This window comes from Paenibacillus sp. 32352, from assembly GCF_002042965.1.
Lineage (GTDB): Bacteria > Bacillota > Bacilli > Paenibacillales > NBRC-103111 > Paenibacillus_S > Paenibacillus_S vulneris.
On the sequence record NZ_MZNT01000010.1, the window covers coordinates 131,680 to 151,308 of the forward strand.

General features: G+C 49.4%; 19 protein-coding genes. 11 read left to right on the top strand and 8 right to left on the bottom strand.

Features of this window, described 5'->3' with window-relative positions; translation table 11 throughout:
- Positions 1-129 precede the first annotated feature (129 nt).
- Positions 130-573, top strand: a complete 444-nt coding sequence (locus B1728_RS22590; protein WP_079912674.1) for an Lrp/AsnC family transcriptional regulator — start codon at positions 130-132, stop codon at positions 571-573.
- A 312-nt stretch (positions 574-885) separates the two neighbouring features.
- Here B1728_RS22590 and B1728_RS22595 read toward each other — a convergent pair whose 3' ends face one another.
- Positions 886-2,085, bottom strand: coding sequence for an MFS transporter (locus tag B1728_RS22595; protein ID WP_079912675.1), 1,200 nt, complete (start codon positions 2,083-2,085; stop codon positions 886-888).
- Positions 2,086-2,479: 394 nt separating this feature from the next.
- Positions 2,480-4,360, bottom strand: a complete 1,881-nt coding sequence (locus B1728_RS22600) for a rhamnogalacturonan lyase (RefSeq protein ID WP_179136154.1) — start codon at positions 4,358-4,360, stop codon at positions 2,480-2,482.
- Positions 4,361-4,614: 254 nt separating this feature from the next.
- On the opposite strand from B1728_RS22600, the gene B1728_RS35845 reads away from it, so the two are divergent.
- Together B1728_RS35845 and B1728_RS22610 are read left to right on the top strand one after the other, a co-directional pair.
- Positions 4,615-4,842, top strand: a complete 228-nt coding sequence (locus B1728_RS35845; RefSeq protein ID WP_144027964.1) for a hypothetical protein — start codon at positions 4,615-4,617, stop codon at positions 4,840-4,842.
- A 100-nt stretch (positions 4,843-4,942) separates the two neighbouring features.
- Positions 4,943-5,788 (top strand): helix-turn-helix domain-containing protein, encoded by an 846-nt coding sequence (locus tag B1728_RS22610; protein WP_079912677.1) that lies wholly within the window; start codon positions 4,943-4,945, stop codon positions 5,786-5,788.
- Between the two features lie 82 nt (positions 5,789-5,870).
- On the opposite strand, the gene B1728_RS22615 is transcribed toward B1728_RS22610, so the two are convergent.
- Positions 5,871-6,359, bottom strand: a complete 489-nt coding sequence (locus tag B1728_RS22615) for a hypothetical protein (protein WP_079912678.1) — start codon at positions 6,357-6,359, stop codon at positions 5,871-5,873.
- Positions 6,360-6,543: 184 nt separating this feature from the next.
- Between B1728_RS22615 and B1728_RS22620 the strand changes: the two genes are divergently transcribed.
- Positions 6,544-6,771: an alpha/beta-type small acid-soluble spore protein gene (locus tag B1728_RS22620; protein ID WP_079912679.1), complete on the top strand. Its 228-nt coding sequence runs from the start codon at positions 6,544-6,546 to the stop codon at positions 6,769-6,771.
- Between the two features lie 203 nt (positions 6,772-6,974).
- On the opposite strand, the gene B1728_RS22625 is transcribed toward B1728_RS22620, so the two are convergent.
- The gene (locus tag B1728_RS22625; protein ID WP_079912680.1) at positions 6,975-7,370 is read right to left on the bottom strand and encodes an O-methyltransferase; all 396 of its coding nucleotides are present in this window, start codon (positions 7,368-7,370) and stop codon (positions 6,975-6,977) included.
- Between the two features lie 234 nt (positions 7,371-7,604).
- Positions 7,605-7,997, bottom strand: a complete 393-nt coding sequence (locus B1728_RS22630; protein ID WP_079912681.1) for a VOC family protein — start codon at positions 7,995-7,997, stop codon at positions 7,605-7,607.
- 225 nt (positions 7,998-8,222) lie between these two features.
- Here B1728_RS22630 and B1728_RS22635 point away from each other — a divergent pair, with 225 nt between their 5' ends.
- Positions 8,223-9,482 carry a methyl-accepting chemotaxis protein gene (locus tag B1728_RS22635; protein WP_144027965.1) on the top strand — a complete coding sequence of 420 codons (1,260 nt, stop codon included), beginning with the start codon at positions 8,223-8,225 and terminating at the stop codon, positions 9,480-9,482.
- 105 nt (positions 9,483-9,587) lie between these two features.
- On the opposite strand, the gene B1728_RS22640 is transcribed toward B1728_RS22635, so the two are convergent.
- Positions 9,588-11,375: a M3 family oligoendopeptidase gene (locus B1728_RS22640; protein ID WP_079912682.1), complete on the bottom strand. Its 1,788-nt coding sequence runs from the start codon at positions 11,373-11,375 to the stop codon at positions 9,588-9,590.
- A gap of 158 nt (positions 11,376-11,533) precedes the next feature.
- Between B1728_RS22640 and B1728_RS22645 the strand changes: the two genes are divergently transcribed.
- The 3 genes from B1728_RS22645 to B1728_RS22655 are packed head-to-tail and all read left to right on the top strand — an operon-like array spanning position 11,534 to position 13,100.
- Positions 11,534-11,713 (top strand): YycC family protein, encoded by a 180-nt coding sequence (locus B1728_RS22645; RefSeq protein ID WP_079912683.1) that lies wholly within the window; start codon positions 11,534-11,536, stop codon positions 11,711-11,713.
- Positions 11,714-11,716: 3 nt separating this feature from the next.
- Complete coding sequence (locus B1728_RS22650) at positions 11,717-11,956, top strand: hypothetical protein (RefSeq protein WP_079912684.1); 240 nt, start codon at positions 11,717-11,719, stop codon at positions 11,954-11,956.
- Between the two features lie 52 nt (positions 11,957-12,008).
- Positions 12,009-13,100 carry a diguanylate cyclase gene (locus B1728_RS22655; protein WP_079912685.1) on the top strand — a complete coding sequence of 364 codons (1,092 nt, stop codon included), beginning with the start codon at positions 12,009-12,011 and terminating at the stop codon, positions 13,098-13,100.
- A gap of 66 nt (positions 13,101-13,166) precedes the next feature.
- Here the strand turns inward: B1728_RS22655 and B1728_RS22660 are convergent, their stop codons facing one another.
- On the bottom strand, positions 13,167-13,895 hold the full coding sequence (locus tag B1728_RS22660; RefSeq protein WP_179136166.1) for a DUF2225 domain-containing protein: 729 nt from the start codon (positions 13,893-13,895) through the stop codon (positions 13,167-13,169).
- Between the two features lie 75 nt (positions 13,896-13,970).
- The gene (locus B1728_RS22665) at positions 13,971-14,360 is read right to left on the bottom strand and encodes a globin domain-containing protein (RefSeq protein ID WP_079912687.1); all 390 of its coding nucleotides are present in this window, start codon (positions 14,358-14,360) and stop codon (positions 13,971-13,973) included.
- 523 nt (positions 14,361-14,883) lie between these two features.
- Here B1728_RS22665 and ylbJ point away from each other — a divergent pair.
- From ylbJ to B1728_RS22680, 3 genes are all read left to right on the top strand, one after another.
- Complete coding sequence (gene ylbJ / locus B1728_RS22670) at positions 14,884-16,125, top strand: sporulation integral membrane protein YlbJ (protein ID WP_079912688.1); 1,242 nt, start codon at positions 14,884-14,886, stop codon at positions 16,123-16,125.
- Positions 16,126-16,177: 52 nt separating this feature from the next.
- Positions 16,178-18,727, top strand: a complete 2,550-nt coding sequence (glgP, locus tag B1728_RS22675) for an alpha-glucan family phosphorylase (protein ID WP_079912689.1) — start codon at positions 16,178-16,180, stop codon at positions 18,725-18,727.
- A 140-nt stretch (positions 18,728-18,867) separates the two neighbouring features.
- Positions 18,868-19,545 (top strand): flagellar brake protein, encoded by a 678-nt coding sequence (locus B1728_RS22680; RefSeq protein WP_079912690.1) that lies wholly within the window; start codon positions 18,868-18,870, stop codon positions 19,543-19,545.
- The last annotated feature ends 84 nt before the right edge of the window (positions 19,546-19,629 follow it).

Consider the following 19,629-nt stretch of genomic DNA (forward strand, 5'->3'; position numbering starts at 1 on the left):
AGCAAGTGTGTTTATTATATAAATAATTTCCGCCGCCTTACATTAAACAAACAAGTTAAATAAAGAAGTTTTCGATGATTATAAAGGTATTTAAAAGAAATAACTTTTAAATTAAAGGGGACGATTTTCTTGGACGAAATCGATAAAAACATCCTGCTCCAATTGCAGAACCAGGCGAGATTATCCATGACAGATTTAGGAAAGCTGGTGGGACTGTCTCAGCCAGCCGTAACTGAACGTGTGAAACGCATGGAAGAAAAGGGGGTTATCGAGGAATACCGAACCATCATTTCTTCACAAAAAGTGGGTAAGCAATGCACAGCCTATATGCTTGTTCGGACCCGGAATTGCTATCCTTTCCTTGATTTTTGTCGTTCATCACCGGAGGTCACGGAATGTTATCGGATAAGCGGAGAGCATAATTATTTATTGAAGGTCCTCACGGAAACAACCCAGGAGCTAGAGGAGTTTGAAAACCGGTGCGACCAATACGGAACCTACACGACTCTGATCGTAATGTCTTCACCGATCGCTTATAAAAATCTCATTGGAGAAACGAATTTGCTCGCATAAGATGTAATTCTAAAATCTCAAAAAAAGAATCCGCCTTTGCAGCGGATTGAGTTTGTCGAGAAACCCTGTTTTGCGTGAACTATGCTACATATGGAGGTGGGGTATGCCTCGGAGGAGTTTACGTCCGCCTTTGAAACCCGTGAAAATACCACTAAATATAATCTAATTCACGGGTTTCAACAGCGGCTGGAGGGGGATACCCCATCGGAGTATATTGGCAATAGTTCAAGCTCTATTAGGTTTCTCGACAGCCTAAATCCGCCTTTGCAGCGGATTCTTTTTTTGCTTATGCTACACATACTCGTGACTCCTTTAGGAAGGAAAGCCATGCTTTTTAGCTAGCCAAGCTGCAAGCAAGGAGGGAAGCAGCAGGATGATTAATGAGCCCGGGAGGAATCCGGCTCCAAGCAGTTCGAGAAGAAACCCGCCGATAATCCCTCCTCCGCCGATTGCCACATTCCACGCGGTGACCAGCATCGATTGGGCTATATCTGCGCTATTTCCCCCAGCTTGTGCTATTGCTGTTTGCAGTAAAGTGGCTGCCCCGCCAAACGTAAGCCCCCACGCCGTAACGCCAAGAATGATGATGGCAGGCTGATGCATTCCGATTCCCAAAGCTGCAGAGGCCAAAGCAAATCCCGTGATACTGATTAAAACCAGTATTCTTAGAAAACGGTCAATCAGCATGCCTATCACCCAAATGCCGACAACCGAGGTAATTCCGAAAATAAGAAGAACCAAATCCACTCGCTGAGCAAACGCGGTTTCCGCAAGATACGGTGCAATATAAGTGTACAAAATATTATGAGCTAGTACCCATGCCAAAACGACGAACAGAATCGGCCGTACACCGGGAATCAAGAAAACCTTGTGCAAAGGGAGCTGATCACCGGCAGGCTCTCCGGCATAATCCGGCACCTTCCAGAGCACCCAGCCAATAAGGGCTGCAGTCAGTAATGATACAGCTCCGAAAATGAAACGCCACCCTGTATATGTGCCGAAAAATGTACCAAGCGGAACGCCCAGCGCCAATGCCAGCGGGGTGCCAACCATGGCTACGGCCATCGCTCTTCCTTTCAACGAATCAGGCACCATGCGCCGCGCATAACCGGCCGTCATCCCCCACAGTACACCCGCCGAGACACCTGCGAAGAAACGTGCGACAAGCGTCAGTACATAAACGGAAGATAACGCGGTGATGGTGTTAAAAATAAGAAAGCCGATGATGCACAGCAGCAGAAGCGGCCGGCGTCTCCACTCGCGGGTAGCTGTTGTTAAAGGAATGGCGGCCAGAAGAGATCCAACCGCATAGAGAGTGACCAATTGTCCAGCAAGAGCTTCTGTGACCCCAAGATCCAGTGCAATTTGCGGCAGTAATCCAGCAGGCAGGCCTTCCGTAAGAATGCAGATGAATCCCGCCATGGCTAAGGCCAGCAGCCCGACCCACGGAAGACGTTTGGAAGACGGCACATTTGCTCCGCCTTTGCTTATAAGAGCAGTGTTTGAGTTCACGAAAAAATCTCCTTTATTTATTTTTTGCCGCTTAAAAAAGCTTTGGCTTTCGTATAAGCATATATAAATAAAACATTTTTTTACATGGATGATTAAAGGAGGATGAAGCGAATGAAAAGGAAAATACTTTTATTTTTATAGAAATTCCATGATTTTAAAGGCAAAAAGGCAGCATCGTCAGATGCCGCAGCTTGAGACGTGTGGTGGAGATCCTGCTGCCGCTCTAGCGCTCTAGAAATAAAGGAGTCGTGAAGTTGAACGAATTGTAAAAATACGGAACCAGCTATTCTCCCGATAGCTTAATGTCGTTCTTAGTCTGATGGTTTATTTTCTTTTTACACTAAAAAAAGCGCAAACTCGGCAGAAACGCCAAATTCGCACTTTTTACAGGTTATTATGGTGTGTACATATTCGGCTGTGCCGGGGTACTCATCCCGTTGCCAAGGAAGTAGCTGGTATGGGGAGGCTGATTGTAGCCTACGTTTTGCCATGCAATGCCGAGCCGGTATACCGGATCATGCATCAACGTATACAACCGGGTGCTGGTCACATCCGTTGTCGTATAAATTCTGAGCGCCGTGCTGTCCGTCGTTCTCCACACAACTTCCTCGCGCCAATCGCCCAGCAGATCCGCCTGCAGAGTCGGTGTCGCTTTGGTGCTGTTGTTGGAGGCCGTTCCCGTTGCAGTCAATAAATTCGTCGTCGTAGAACTGCTGTAGTTCCACTTGTCAATCCGGATATCATCCAGCAGCTCCCGCTGTAAATCTCCATCCCACCATATACCGAAGTTTGTGGAGGAAGGCAGCGTCGTGCCGATTTTGGTCCCCGTGCTGGTATACAGACCGCCGTTAGCCCACACTTCTTCACCGGGGTAGCGTGGATCAATGTCGGCAGACATGCCTCGGCCTACGTCTTTGCCCGCATAGACGCCCCAGATGGTCTGCCCTGTTTTGGCATCGCGGTATTCCAATCCGTATGCGGCAGAGGTACTCTCATGAACCTGGAACACCTCCAGGCCCGGACGGTTAGGGTCCAGATCGCCCAGATGCATGGCGTCGCCATGGCCTAATCCGGTCGAGTACAGCCTGCCTCCATTGTCGTCCACAGCCATGGCGCCGTAGATGATCTCATCCTTGCCGTCCCCATCCACATCAGCTACGCTCAGGTTATGATTACCTTGACCGGCATAAGCGGAATTGCCTGACGCGTTCGAATCGAAGGTCCACAGCTTGGTAAGCTGACCGCCCCTCCAGTTATAGGCTACCAGTACCGAGCGTGTGTAGTAGCCCCGTGCCATGACCAGGCTGGGCTTTTGCCCGTCCAAATAAGCGATGCAGGCGAGGAAACGGTCGACACGGTTACCGTAGTTGTCACCCCAATCGCTTACTGTACCGCGTGGAGGATCATAATTGGCCGTGACGAGCGCCTTGCCGTTCGTGCCCTGGAAAATGGTTAAATACTCGGGGCCAGACAAGATCCGTCCCGCCGAATTGCGGTAATCCGCAGTGGCGCTGCCAATGACTACCCCGGTTCCGTCTGTCGTACCATCCGCCGTTTTCATGGCCACCTCGGCCTTGCCGTCACCATCCATATCGTAAGCCATGATCTGCGTATAATGGGCTCCGGCACGAATATTTTTGCCCATGCCGATTCTCCAGAGACGGGTTCCGTTCAATTTGTATGCATCGACGAACACTTCGCCGGTATACCCGTCCTGTGAGTTATCCTTGGAATTGGAGGGGTCCCACTTCAAAATGATTTCATACTGCCCGTCCCCATCCAGGTCGGCCGCCGTAGCATCGTTGGCGCTGTATGTGTACGCTACACCGTCAGGGGTTGTCCCTCCGGCAGGCTTCTGCAGAGGCACAGTCAAGTAATTGGTCCCCCACACGCTGACGGTCGGCGATGCCGTCTGTTCTACTCCTCCCACCACAGCCCGGACATAGTAAGTGGAGCTTGCCGTTCCTCCAGTGTCCTGGTAATTCGTGCTGGATGTGATGGGAGAGCTGTTGAGCTTCGTTCCGTTGCGGTATAAGTTGAAGGAAGTGCTGCTTGCTTCCGTACCGAGCAGCCGCCAGCTTACGAACACCCCCGTGCCCGTCTTGACGGCGACCAGCCCTCTATCCAGCTTCTCCATTTGTCTGGCAACCCCCGCGGCTGAAGCTTGCCCGGGACTGACGAAGGATTGCAGAGGGAGCAGGAAAGAGCTTGCCAGCATGCAGCTCAGCAGCACCATGCCGGATTTTTTGAGCCTGCGTTTTACTGTTTTTAGCATTGTATACCCTCCTAAAAGTTTTCTGAAGGAAAAATTGACTTCGCAAGCTTTCAGGACGTATCTTTGATCGGGCTCATCATCTCACCCCCCAGTGAAATAGTGCGGCAGGGCTGCCGCGAATTTGGGTTCTTCGCCTCCCCATTTTCAGTTCGTTTATCGTCCCCCTTTTCCGCCTTCGATAAGGCTGTATTCATATCACCGTTAAGCACATTGGAAACAGATTGGCTATCTTTTTTCGAGGAGATAGATTTATCGTGATATTCGGTCATCCCAGAAATGATAGCGTTTCCAAAATGTTCACTAGCGATATTCGCCAAATCGTTGCCGGTTATTACTACAACAAGCTCTACAGGCTCATCCAATTATGGGTTTCACGCCACCCGGACCACGGTTTGTTCTCCCTTTTTCCCTACAGTGCAAGCTTAATGAGAAGCGGCGAAGCAGCTGCAGCAGGCAGTCCGCTCACTCAATTTACTGTCTAACGTCTTCCTTGTAAACGGATTCACTTTTTTGATCCGATTTTTTTTGAATCTATTGATTCGCCTTTGTGTTCATTATAATATACACGTAAAAGGGGGGAACATGATGGATTTGGCTAGTTTTTTGCACGATACTGCTAATGAGAATTTAACGACCATTCCCGGTATCTTGATTGCGGACCGCTATGAGCGCTCTTATGGCTACAAAGTAAAACGTTCCAAAGGGACGAATGATTTTTACTTAACGTATACGTGCTCGGGGAAAGGAATCTTTTATAATGGAAAAGAGTCATGCGAGTGTGCGGAAGGGGAAGTCAGCATCATCATACCGGGAACGCCCCATTACTATGCAACCGCGGAAAATGAGATTTGGCAGTTCTTCTGGTGCCACTTTATTCCCTGCGAACCGTGGATGCCTCTATTGCAGCTGCCCGAACCCATCAAAGGGATCAAACGCATCCGAATTGACTCTGAACTCATGAACGTGCGCCTTTCTTCAGCCTTCTCCAACCTGGTTCAATACACGCTGGAAACCGGACCGTTGTCTGAACGCCTTGCCATCAACGCATTGGAGCAAGTGCTCCTGCTCATTGCAAGCAGCCGCGCCGACAAGCTGCAGCATATCGACCCCCGCATTCAGGAAGCTCTCGACCTGCTGTCCAATCATTATTACAAGCCTTATACCGTTGCTTCATTAGCCTCTCACGTAAATTTATCCCCATCCCGTTTTGCCCATTTGTTCAAGAATCAGACCGGCGAGTCCGTCATGGAAATGCTCATTAAAATCCGTTTGCAGCATGCCAAAAAAAGGCTGGAGCATACTCCTCTATCTATAGCGGAAATCGCCGCAGAGGTAGGATTCAACAACCCGTTTTATTTTACACGCCAATTCACTTCATTTTACGGCTGTCCGCCGGCTGCCTTCAGGAAGAAAGTAAAATCGCTTTAACTCCTTCCGCCACGATGAGGAGTCTCAGGGTGACCGCATTCATCTCGCTGGGCCAGCTCTCGACAAGACGAATGCCGCCTTTTTACTGCTTTTGTTCAAGCTCCGCCAACAGCCGCTTCACTACCTCGACCGTATCGGCAAACAATGGACGATAGTCCAAGCCTTCTATGAAGGTCAAATAAGCCTTCGCTATAGACACAACCTGCTCTTCGTACTGAGACGCTTGCACGGTGTATGTTCCAAGCTCCCTGGACGGCCCCTGTTCTTTCTCCTCCAGCTCTGTCAATTCCAGCAAGCCTCCGTCCAGATGTCTCACCCTGTAAGAATACGCCCTGCATTCCGGATCGCCGCATCCGCAGCAAAAGAATGGAATCCGCTGCCAAAGGTCGGGCGCCGACCAACGATAAGGCTCCACATCAGACCGTGTGCTCAGCAGCATGGCGGGCAGTCCGACATCCACGCACAAAGGCTCGTCAATAAGCAGCTCCCCGTCGATTTCCAGCTTGACGTCCGCTTGGATGATTTGTAGTTCAGAGTCCCATGACCATCCCGAATAACGCAATTGAAACATAAGCTTCTCTCCTCTCGCTGCCAATCCATAATGCCCTTGCTTTATTCTCTTCATTATAAAAAAACACAGCAAGCTTGTATAGAAGTCGGCAAAGCTTGTTGAAGCCGTGTTAATAATTTCCAATTATTTCATGCGTATAATTTCACTTTTGGTACATACTACCTAGTGAACGGAGGTGATTACAATGGCACAAGGACAATCCCGCAGCAGTAACCAACTAGTTGTACCTCAAGCGAACCAAGCTTTAGACCAATTGAAGTACGAAGTGGCACAAGAATTGGGAATTCAAATTCCTCAAGACGGTTATTTTGGTTTCATGGCAACCCGTGATACGGGTGCAATCGGGGGCCACATCACTCGTCGTCTTGTTCAAATCGCTGAGCAGCAATTGGCAGGCAAGTTTACAAGATAATGATTCACTTCCATACTTACGCCAGGGGCGACTCCTACGAGCTGCCCCTTTTCTTGTACCAAATGAAAAACCCCGCCGACCTGTCGGCAGGGAAACCATTTTAAGCAAAGCTCAATCCTGTGATAAATAATTAAGAAAATAATAAGAATGAAAAAAGAAATAAGTGCTGATTCAAGCCATCAACGGTTTTTTTGTAATATAGATCATACATTCTGGTATTGCAGCTTCCGTTTTTTCTCCGCATCGGCAAAAATGCTTGCCATATTGTAATTCGATTCAAAGGCAATGCTCGTGCACAGCGTGTTCTTCTTCATGGCAAATTCGAATAAAATCTCCCCGTGGGTCCATCGTTTCAACTTCAATGATTCCAGCGCCGTTTGGCGAAACGATTGCACATGAACCTCCGATAAGCCTGAGTCCATGACTTCCAGCTGGTTCCCTCTGCTCTCTGCAGGGAAAGCCCTTACTCCAAATTTGCCAATAACATTGTTACGGATTTGTACGAATACCGTCCCCGAAGTCAGATGTGCCAGTTCATCCCTAATCTCGCGGAATACAAAGTCCAGCTGTCTGGCTAAAGGCACATTTTCTAAAATCATCAACATCCTCCTATCTAGTTCGTTTGTAGTACACTTACAAAATCTTCATGTTTTTCTAGGGCTGTAGCCCTATTATATGTAAAAATTATACGTTTATCAACAATAAATAACAATTTTCAGAAAACTTCCCATCGTTCAACAAAATCCTACAAAAACAGACAACCGCCAGTCTGCGATTGTCTGCCCATTTCGTCTATTCTATCCCTCTTGGCGTTGAATTTTTGGTTCGTTTGGTTAAGCCTCATCGCAAATTTCTGCATTGATTTCAATGATATTTCTATCGGGATCGAGCACATAAATCTGAGGGAAGCCCGCTTTGGGATAAGGCCTCGCTTCATGCGGTATGCCATTCTGATTCAGCCAGTGGATGGCCTCTTTATAGCTGCGCACTCGAATAGCAAAATGACCGTCCCGCGTATGAATTTCCCCTTCTCTTAAGGTTTCGCCGTTATGAACAATAAGATGCAGCTGCTGCCCGCCAGACCCAAGTGAGTACCATGCACCGGGAAAATCAAACGGAGGGCGCTCGATCTCCTGAAGCCCGATAATGTTCTTATAGAAAGCCTTTGACCTCTCCAAATCCCGTACGCATACGCTGACGTGGTGTATTCCTTCAATAGTCATCATGTTTCATTCCTCCAACCTGTAACTGTATAGGGCTTCCTCTATTGTAGTACTTTTATGACTTTTGGCATATTCCCGAAATTATCAAATGCAGCCTGTTCCTATGCGCTCCATTCGTCCTACATTCTCCGTTATTGCTAGGACAAAGGGTATAGACCATGGTACTATTGGGTGATATAATTCTTCATAGTAAGATTTTAACATTTCATTCCTGAAGGGGACATGCTGATGAACTGGATTCAAGGCCTATCATTTAAAAAGAAACTGCAGTTCGGCTGCTACACGCTAGTCGCCATCTACTCCATCGCCTTGCTGATCGTCATTATTCAAAACTCGGAGCATCTGATCGCGGGCATTTCATTTCTCGTTCTTATGATTGCGTTAACCTTTCCTTTTATAAGCTGGTTTGAGAGAACGCTTACAGAGCCAATAACTACGATTTCACGTGTTGCTATCAACGTCTCCAAAGGGGACTTCTCCCAAAAAATCCAGATTCAAAGCAATGACGCTTTGGGCGAGCTCGGCACTGCCTTCAACAAGATGATGGACAAACTCCGCGAAATTCTGCAGAATACAGGCGATATGTCGAAGCATGTCTTCGATTCGAGCCGCGACATTTTCCTTAAGAACGAAAATTTACGCTCTGTTCTTGAGCAAGTCGCTCTTTCTTCCAACGAGCTTGCCTCCGGCGCCAATCAAATCTCGGAAGAAATATCGGATATCTCTGTAGCGACCAAGGATATTGAGCAAAAGGTAACCACCTATACCGCATCCACCAAAGAGATGGATTCCCGCTCCGGACAGATGCTATCCCTCGTCGAAAAAGGTATGAAGGCCGTCGAAACACAGAGCGAGGGCATGAAACGCAACGTAACCGCTACATCCAACGTATCGCAAACCATCGATCAGCTGGCGCAATTGGCCAACGGGATTTCACAAATGACCCGGACGATCTCTGATATCGCCGAGCAGACGAATCTGCTCTCGTTAAACGCCTCTATTGAAGCGGCGCGTGCCGGCGAGCATGGAAAGGGCTTTGCCGTTGTGGCCCAGGAGGTCCGCAAGCTTGCAGAGGAATCAACCGTCTCTACCAAGGAAGTATTCCAGCTGGTTAAGGGCATTGAGGAAGGCATCCGACAAGCGCTGGTCCATATGGCGGAAAACGAGCAAATCGTCCATCAGCAGACTCAATTGATCACTGAAACTGAAACCGTTTTCGCGGACATTGTACACAGTGTCAAATTCATCTCGGAGCAAATCGCCTCCTTCGCCCGAGAAAGCGATCAGATGCTCGGCAGCGCACAACGCATCTCCGCCACGATGGAGAGCATTTCGGCCATCACCCAGCAATCCGCCGCAGGCACCGAGCAGGTATCCGCCTCGATGAACGAGCAAATCAACGAAGTGCAGGTTATGGTTGCCCAATCCGAACAGATGACGAAGCTGGCAACCCAATTGCAGCAAACGATGCAAATCTTTAAGCTATAGGCCGCCGCATACGTTTACTGACTAACGGTGGTAACAGGAAAGCCGGGGTGCGCAGCACCCCGGTATTGGTGTTGAGAAGCCTATGTAGCTTGAACCACTGCCCGCTTACTCCGTCAGGCTCATGAATGCTTTGACATCCTCAACCGATAAATCCATCGCCCGCTGCCAGAAATCCGGCTGCCGGAGGTCGACGCCCAGATGCTTCTGCGCCAGCTCCTCCACCGTCATACTGCCGGTGTCGCGCAGCATCGCAATATATTTATCTTCGAAGGACTCTCCTTGGCGCAGCGCTTCGGCGTAAATCCCGGAGCTGAACATGTAGCCGAACGTATACGGGAAGTTATAGAATGGTACCTCCGTAATATAGAAATGAAGCTTGGAAGCCCAGAAATGCGGATGATATTCCTCCAGAGCATGGCTGTACCCTTCCTTCTGAGCTTCGATCATAAGCTCATTAAGGCGCTCTACGCTGACAATGCCCTTGGCCCGTTCTTCATAGAACCGGGTTTCAAACAGAAAGCGCGCATGAATATTCATATAGAACGCTACCGAGCGCTGGATCTTGTCTTCGAGCAGCGTAAGACGTTCTTCCTCCGTCGCCGCACCTTTGACAGCTGCATCGGCCACAACCATTTCCGCGAAGGTCGATGCGGTTTCCGCCACGTTCATGGCATATTCCTGCGCCAATGCCGGAAGGTCATTCATTACATGCTGATGATAGCCATGACCCAGCTCGTGGGCAAGAGTGGCTACATTGGACGCTGTTCCTGAATAGGTCATAAAAATTCGCGTTTCCTCCGCTATCGGGAACGAGGTGCAGAACCCGCCGGGTCTTTTGCCGGGACGGTCCTCTGCTTCAATCCAGCCCTTCTCAAAGGCCATAACGGAAAAATCGGCCATCTTGGGACTGAAGCGGCGGAACTGATCGACAATCAATTGGGCTCCTTCATCATAGGTGAAATGCTTGCTTCCTTCGCCGACAGGAGCCTCTACATCATACCAGCTCAGCTTCTCGACTCCGAGCAGCTTCGCCTTGCGTTCCAAGTATTGAACGAAGATGCCTTTGCTCCGTTCAATGACTCCCCACATCGCATCAAGAGTTTCCTTCGACATCCGGTTGATCGATAAAGGCTCCTTATGTATCGTATCCCAGCCGCGGCGCTCGTAAAGCTTTAAACGGAATCCGGCCAGGTGATTCAGAGCATCCGCACAGTAATCGGCGTGCTCCCCCCATTGCTGCTCCCACAGCTGGAACAAGCGCTTCCGAACGGACCGGTCCGCACTGTGCATACGGTTAGCCGCTTGCCCTGCCGACAGCTCGATCGTCTCACCGTCCTCCTCCCAAGGGATTCGGAATTTGCTGACGGTCGTATTATAGGCTTCACCCCATCCGTGGTAGCCGTCAATCGCCAGATCGTTCACAAGTGCTTCCTGCTCGGGAGGCAGCTTGTCAGCCGCTTGAGAGCGGCGCTCGGTCAAAGGAAAAGCGATGCTCTGAAGCTCTGGAGCTGCCACCAGCTTCGCCCAGACATCATCGTTGATCTCCGTTAATAATTGATCAAATCGGGTCAGCTCCGTTGCATAGGATGCCGATAACGTCTTGATCTTGCCAGCCAGTATGATGGCCTTTTTATCAGCTTGATTCTCAGCGGCCAAGCAGCCGACGAAGGAATCCGCTTCCCTGATTTTTTTTAATATGGATTGCAGTAAATCGATAACCGGTATGAACACGGTGGCATCGGCGGTTTGCGGTGTCTTGAACCCATCGAGGATAACCGATAATGACTTCAAATCCTTCTCAAGTGCTTCCAAAAAAGCATGAAACGCCGAGGAGCCGCTTCCGCCAGGGAAAAAACGCTCCAAATTCCATGTCTGCTGCAATGGTGTTTTCATGCAAACATCGCACCTTTCCTAAAAATTAGATACAATACATATTAAACCATAAAAAATGCGGAACCCAAAATAGCAAATCCACCATATTTTGGTTGAATTGTTATCGCGGGTGTGTTTAAATGGTGACTATAGATCTATTGACAGGAGTGAACGGCAACATGAAACCATTACAGATCTCGCCCGAAACAGCGCAAAAACTGGCAAAACAGCTTAACGTTCCTTTGGAGCATCTTATGCATATGCCCCAGCATATTTTAATGCAGAAGCTTGCAGAGCTTGCTAAAAGCGCTTCCAGCAAGGAAGAAACCGATGGCGGCAATACGAAACAGGAGCCTTAAGCAATGATTCCATTTCATAACACATGGCCCTACGAGCAGATCCGGCAGGATATTTACGTCCATGAGTGCCCTTTTTGCAATGAGTCTAACGTACTACTTCCCTTCAAGAAAAAAGATTTACAGGAGATTATGGATGGAGCCAAGAAGCTCCTGGTATTCCGATGCTGTCATAACAAGATCACGATTATAGGTGCCGATCAAGATTATTTGCTAGCCAATCAGCCTTTACGAAACTTGCGCTGACGGAAGGTTCGTGCAGCGTACGCTGACTCTGATCAGGAGTGGAATAAGAAGCATGTACTACATTTCCTTTACGCACGCCTGCACCTTGATTGCTCTCAACTATGTGGCTTTAAAATTGAAGAACCGGATCCTTATCGAACGCTATACAACGTTCATCGCCTCTCTATTGACGGGGATAGCCTCGATTATTACAATGCTGCAGCCGCTGCCTAATGACAGCCTGTTAACCGATTTACGGTTTGCTCCTATCGTTATGGCCGGCTTGCGGTTCGGACCGGTGGTATCGCTGCTGTCCGCCATCCTGCCTTCGTTATACATCTTTCATATGGATGAACCGCTTGCTGTCGTCAGAACCATGCAGGATTTAATTCTGCCCGCCGTCATCAGCTCGCTGTTCTATAAGAAGGATCAGGATAGCGGCTACGCCATGATTTCGTTTCAAGACGGCCTGAAGATCTGCTTCCTGCTCGCTGCAATCCGGCTGGGTCTCGAATATTATTTACGGCACGAGCTGAGCGCCGGCCTCCTGCTGTCGCATGCAATTATGCTGGTGCTGTCCATTCTGGCGATTCAAGTTCTGATCGTGATGTATAACGATGACAACCGGTCCCAGATCTTGCAGCGCCGCTTCGAGCTTCTAGCCAATCAGGACGGCCTGACCGGACTGCCTAATTTGCGGAGCTTCATGAGCATTGCCCGGAATACCTTCGAGCAGAGACCGCTTTCCATCATGATGGTCGATATTGATAATTTCAAGCGCTACAACGATACGTTCGGTCATTTACAGGGAGACCAGCTGCTGCGCGAAGTTGGGCAGCTTCTCAGCTCCCTGATCGATGAACGCGATTATGTAGCACGGTACGGTGGAGAAGAATTCATTATCATGAGCCACTCCGTAGATATTTCGCGGTTGGAGCACTATGCGCACAGGCTGTGTAAAGCGGTTGCAGAGCATTCCTACCAAGCGAAGAGCGCCCTTCCGGTTACCATCTCCATTGGCATTTCCGTTTCCGACAGTGCTAACAAGGATCTGCTGCGCATCATATCCGAAGCGGATGAAGCCCTCTACCAATCCAAGAACAGAGGAAAAAACCGCTATACGTTCTATGCACCCGAACCTTCCCTGGCAACAAATAACGCATAATGCTTCATTCGATCCCTGAATGAGCACTATGCGTTATTTATTTTCCGTATGTAAGCTGCCTTGCTTCTACTCCATCATTTCCTGAGGGAGCTCCAGCCTCTCCGCCAGCATCTCCTCACGGGTAGTCGCCCACTGTTCGCGGGAGGCTCTGATCATAGCGGCATCCATGATGCGTTTATCGTTGATGACCCGGCCGAACCATTTGACCGCTTCATTATAGTTTTTGAGCCTGCGGTTCAAATCCCCCATCAAATACATGAGACGGGCGTTATTAAGCTCCGCACCTTCTGTTTCATACACGCTCGTATAGGCGTCCAGCGCGAACTGAAGGAACCGCTGCTCCTGCTCCGTATCCTGCTTGTAACGGTACAGCCAGGCAATATGGTGCAGCAGGCCCGCGATGACGCGCCCCTTTTCGTTCTTAATCTGGGCGCAAAGCAGGGCCAGCTTATAAGTATACAGCGCGTCTTCCCAGCTTCGCTCCTGCCCGTAATCCTTCATTGACCACTGCTCCGCCACCTTGGTCTTGAACAGCTCTCTCTGAGCCGGCAAAAAGTGCGGGGATGTATTCTCCGTGCTGGCGTAGCCGCAGGATGGACATACCCTGACGACATAGTAATCGGGGTTGATATCTTTATAATGAATGCAAAAATCCGTATCCGTCTGCTTCGCTTTCTTGAAGCTCGGCCTTACTCTTGACGTCTCGAAGGTTGCTTCGCAGTACGCGCATTCGACCTTCACCTGAAATAAAGGCTCGACCACAAGTCCACTTCCTTTGTCATGTAGTTTATCCATTGGCGCAATAAGCGGATGGCTGCCAAACCATCCGCAAGTCATGACTTTAATCGAACCCGAAACAAAACGACCCGATCAGCTGTTCACGAAATGATAAGCAGGCCCCTTCAGCCTTTCGAGCACAAACTCCTGAAGCTCAGGAGCAAGCCCTACTTTGGTGAGCGCCTGCTTCATGCAGCCAAGCCATGCATCCGCATGCCGGGTTGTAATTTCGAACGGCATATGACGCGCACGCATCATCGGGTGTCCATGTACATCTGAATAGAGGGATGGACCTCCAAAAAACTGCGTCAAAAACATATATTGCTTTTCCATTACCGGATCTATATTTTCCGGAAATAAGGGACCGATTAACGGATGAGCTTGTACCAGAGGATAAAATTCCTCTACGATACGGCGAAACGTCGCTGCCCCTCCCAATGCCTCATAAGGCGTGATGTTCTGCGAATCCTGCTGACCGGACATCTCGTCTTCTCACCTGCTCTTTTTTATAAAATGGATCTATCCCTTGTTCCTTCTATATAACAAAAAAAGATGCTAATGCTCCACGCGATTAGCATCCAGACTTAGAAGAAACCGCAATATCCGAAGGGCATCAGCTTTCCAAATCCTCTTCACCGGAGGTCATTAAGGTTTCCCTAATGACATATACGAACGCACATACGAGAATTCCAGCAATCACACCTGTCATTTGACCAACTCCTCATTCTCATATTGGTACTATTGTACCATAAATCAACGTTAAATCCAGCCATTCTACAGTAAAATATCATATTTTTCTGACAGTTTGTCCCCGCTTCCCGGAGGCATGTCTCCCCAAGATCATTCATATAAGTAAATGATGGTTGTACAATTTCGGAGTCGATTTGCTGGCGCAAAAACTCTTAGCTTATGCTTCCGATGCCAGTTTTTGCTGGCGCAAAAACTCTTAGCTTATGCTTCCGATGCCAGTTTTTGCTGGCGCAAAAACTCTTAGGAGGATCTACCCATGAAAAAATATGGCTCGATAACGCTCATTTCGCTGATGATGCTGTCTCTGATGTGCCTGATGCTCCTGTTCCCGTCCGAGGTGTTTCGAGCGTCTATCAAAGGGGTAGCCATCTGGTGGGACGTTCTGTTCCCGGCCTTATTTCCCTTTTTTGTCATAGCCGAAATGATGCTCGGGGTAGGCATCGTTCATTTCTTTGGCACGCTGCTGGACCCGTTAATGCGGCCTGTCTTTAGAATTCCCGGCATCGGGGGCTTTGTCGTGGCAATGGGATTCGCGGCAGGCTACCCGATAGGCGCAAGGCTTACCTCGCAGCTGTGGGACCAGAAGCTGGTCAACCGCGAGGAAGGCGAGAGGCTGGTTTCCTTCACCACCTCCTCGGACCCTATCTTCTTGATCGGAGCCGTATCCATCGGCTTCTTTCACGATGCGGGACTAGCCGGCATTCTCGCCACGGCACACTATGGAACGGCGATGCTGCTTGGCATTATGATGCGTTATCACGGCAGCAAATCGCCTATTCCCGCCTTACAGCCTGGCCCTCAAACGGACAGTACCTCGTCACAGCCTATATGGCTCCGCGCGTTCAATGCGATGCACACCGCCAGGATGAAGGATGGCCGGCCTTTAGGAGAGATGCTTAAGCAGGCTGTCACCTCTTCCCTCTCGCTTATTTTCGTCGTCGGCGGACTGGTTGTCTTCTTCTCCGCTGTTATGGAAGTGCTGGCTTCCGCGCATATCATGAACATTTTCTACATAGGGATTAATGCGGTGCTTCAACAGTTTGACGTTCCGCTTGCGCTCTCCCAGGCGGTTGCAAACGGATTTTTCGAGGTTACGCTAGGCGCCAAAGCGGCCGGAGGAGCCGGTGCGCAAATTCCGCTCGTTTATAAGGTCGCGATCGCAGCCTTCGTTCTATCCTGGGCCGGGTTGTCCGTGCATGCCCAAGTGGTCAGCCTGCTTCAGCGGACAGATTTAAGATATCTTCCCTTTTGCTTGTCCCGACTGGCTCATGGCCTTATGGCTTTTACCGCCGTATTCCTGCTATGGGAGCCGATGCAATCGACCCGCAGCACCTTGGCAGCTATGGTTCCCGACATGGACGTCACTTCCCCTTTGACTACTTTATGGCAGTTTACGCTGCCGTGGGGACTCTTGACTTTTGTCAGCGTCATGCTTGCGCTTGCCGTGTTATTGTGCTTGTACTATGTGGTTAAGCAATGTATGAAGAGATTGATATAACAAGATAATAAGACCGTCTAAAGACGTACGAACGTAAAGGATGGTGGTTCTCATGAATACGAAATTTCCTTATGCGGATTTGAAGCTGCCCAAAGCCATAGAGCGATTGCCGGAGATAGCCTACAACCTGTGGTTTAGCTGGAATTCCGAGGCGCTTGAGCTGTTTGCCCGAATAGACCGGAATCGTTGGGACCAATTCGTGCATAATCCCGTTCGTTTGCTCATGGAAACCGAGCCGGAGGTATGGGAAGCGTTGATTCATGATGAGGACTTTATCCATCATTATGATCGGGTTATTCAGCAATGGGATGACTATTGCCACGAACAGACCTGGTTCCAGAAGACGTATCCTGATTTCGTTTCCTATAAGATTGCGTACTTATCCGCCGAATTCGGCTTCCATGAATCGCTTCCTATCTACTCGGGCGGCCTCGGTGTATTGGCCGGAGACCACTGCAAATCCGCAAGTGATCTGGGGATTCCTCTTGTGGGTATCGGATTGCTGTACAAGAAAGGGTATTTTAATCAAAAAATCGATGCGGAAGGCAGACAACAATCGGATGCGCTATCCTACGATTTCTCCAAGCTCCCCATTCTCCCAGTGCTGAACGACCATGGGGAGACGCTGATGATTGAGGTCCCTCTTGCGGATCGAATAGTCAAGCTGCAGGTATGGCAGGTGCTTGTCGGCCGGAATATAAACTATTTGCTTGATGCGGATATCGAAGGCAACAGTCCATGGGACCGGGATCTGACTGGTCAGCTGTACGGAGGCAATCAGGATGTCCGCATCGCGCAGGAGATCTTGCTCGGAATGGGCGGCGTGAAGGTACTGAGGGCGCTCAAGGTGCCTACCGCGGTGTATCACATTAATGAAGGGCATGCCGCTTTCCAGGCTATAGAACGAATTCAGGAGCAGCTCGAGGCCGGAATTCCTTTTCATGTGGCGGTTGAAGTCATTCGCGCGAGCTCCGTCTTTACTACGCATACACCGGTTCCAGCCGGGCATGATGCATTTCCTCTGCCTATGGTGGATTATTATTTCAGCTTTTTATTTTCCCGTTGGAAGGAGCATAAGCATGCCTGGATGAAGCTTGGGCTGGAGAGTTCGAAGCCCCTGTTCAACATGACGCATTTGGCCTTGAATACGGCGGCTCTCCGCAACGGAGTCAGCAAGCTCCATGGTCAGGTATCCAGAAATATGTTCCGCTCTTTTCACGGCAATATCGGTGAAAAGGAAGTGCCTATAGGGCACATCACGAACGGTGTGCATTTGAGCACGTGGCTGGCGCCTGAGCTTAAGGAGCTGTACAGCCGCTTCATGCCGGGAACCTGGCTTCGAAACCAGACGAATACCGATTTATGGCGATCCCTTGATTTGATTCCTTCGGAATCCTTATGGGAAGTTCATATGCACCTGAAGGAGAAGCTGATTCGCCTGGCCAGGGCCAACCTTCGGGAGCAGCGGAGACGCAACGACCTGCCTGCCGATAAGGTTGAGGAAGTACGCTGCCTCCTGAACCCGCAGGTGCTGACCATTGGATTTGCCCGCAGGTTCGCTACCTACAAAAGAGCGAATCTGATCTTTAATGACTTGGACCGTTTGGATCGCTTGATCAATGATCCGGATCGTCCCGTTCAGCTTTTGTTCGCAGGCAAAGCCCATCCTGCCGATCACCCCGGTCAGGAAATGATCAAAGAAATTTATCGCGTATCTCAAATGGACCGGTTCCGCGGGAAAATCGTCCTTTTGGAAAATTACGATATGAACTTGGCCCGTTATTTGGTTCAAGGCGTTGACGTGTGGCTGAACAATCCTCGCAGACCTTATGAAGCGAGCGGGACCAGCGGGCAGAAAGCCGCCCTGAACGGCGTTATTAACTTCAGCGTGCTGGACGGCTGGTGGGAAGAAGGCTACGACGGCAGCAACGGCTGGAGCATCGATGCCAATAATGATGCCGATTGGCAAACCCAGGAACGGGAAAATACGGAATCGATCTACCGGAAGCTGGAGCAGGAAATCGTCCCCCTCTATTACAATCAGGGAAAGCTCCCTCATCAGTGGGTGGCCCGGATGAAGCGCTCCATCCAAACTCTGGCTCCTGTCTACAATACGGACCGGATGGTGATGGATTATACGAATCATACGTACATCCCTTCGTTAAAAAGGACACTGGCCTTCTTGGCCGAGGATTACGATATGGCGACCAAAGTAGCGGATTTCAAGCAGTTTATTTTTGCCAACTGGCATTATGTCCGCATCCTGGAAGTGAACGATAACGTGAATAAGACAGCGGAAGCCAAGTCCCCGTTAACCGATTCCCGCCAACAGTTGAAGGAAGTTACCGCTACCATAAGGTTTGGTCCTGTGTGGTATAAGGATACCCGTGTGGAGCTCGTATACTACGAGGAACGTCCGGACGGATGGCACCAGGTCGTAGTGGCTATGGAGCCGACCAAAGAACTAGAGGAACGAACCGTTCAATACAGGGCCGTTATCCCCTCTCATCTGCGCCATAGAGCTCATTTCTCCGTTCGGGTTCACCCGGTAAGCCCTAATTTCGCTACCTCCTTCGAAGTACCTTTGGTGACAACTTTGTGAACGAATCGCCCCCTATTAAAGACCATTTAGGTCTTTAGTTGGGGGCGATTTGCCTTTTCCGGTTCATCCGGCATTGTGTTATCTGTCAATATTGATTATTATGGAAGTAATGTTTACTACTATTACATAATGGTGATCCTATGAATTGGAACCAAGCTTTATCTTTCGAAATGATTGTACCGCGTATGAGCTGCAATCTTATCATTGTCGGTGAGACCAAAGAAGGCATGCCGTTCTGCTATGAAGACAGCTTCGTTCTGCAAAAGGTCGATGAACAGCAGCTGGTTGCCACGATGGAATTTCACTCGATGAATCCATTGGAAAAATTGCACCACGTGTGCTTTATCGAATTCTCGTTCCGTGAACGGGGTATTCTTTATTACGCCTTTGTCGATCTGCTTCACGTCGAAACCAAACGTAACGTTTGTTCCTTAACGCTATCAGCACCTCAGGATTTAAGCACGTTTCAAAATCGCCGGTTCCAACGTATCCATCTCCCGGTACGGACGCCCCTTACTTGCCGTATTATTGGAGTCCGCAAAGCATCGACCCATCAAGGGATCGCTTTCTCCGGGCAAATTCAGGATATTTCCGCGGGCGGGCTTTCGTTTATTACGAATACGAGAATTTTTTATCCGTTGTTCCTGGAGCTTAGCTTCGTACTGCCCGATCATCCGAACAAATTTGTCATTAACGGTGAAATTGTCCGTGTGACGAATTTCAGCAATGATTCATACCGTATTGCCGTTGAATTCCGCGATGTGCCGGAGAGCTTGACCCATCAGATCGATGAATACTGCTCGCGATCCGAGGACTAACATGGTATGCTAATGAGGGCGGTTTTCCTTCGGAAAACCCAGCCCATGCTTTCGAAGTTAGGTTTTCCTTCAGAAAACCCAAGT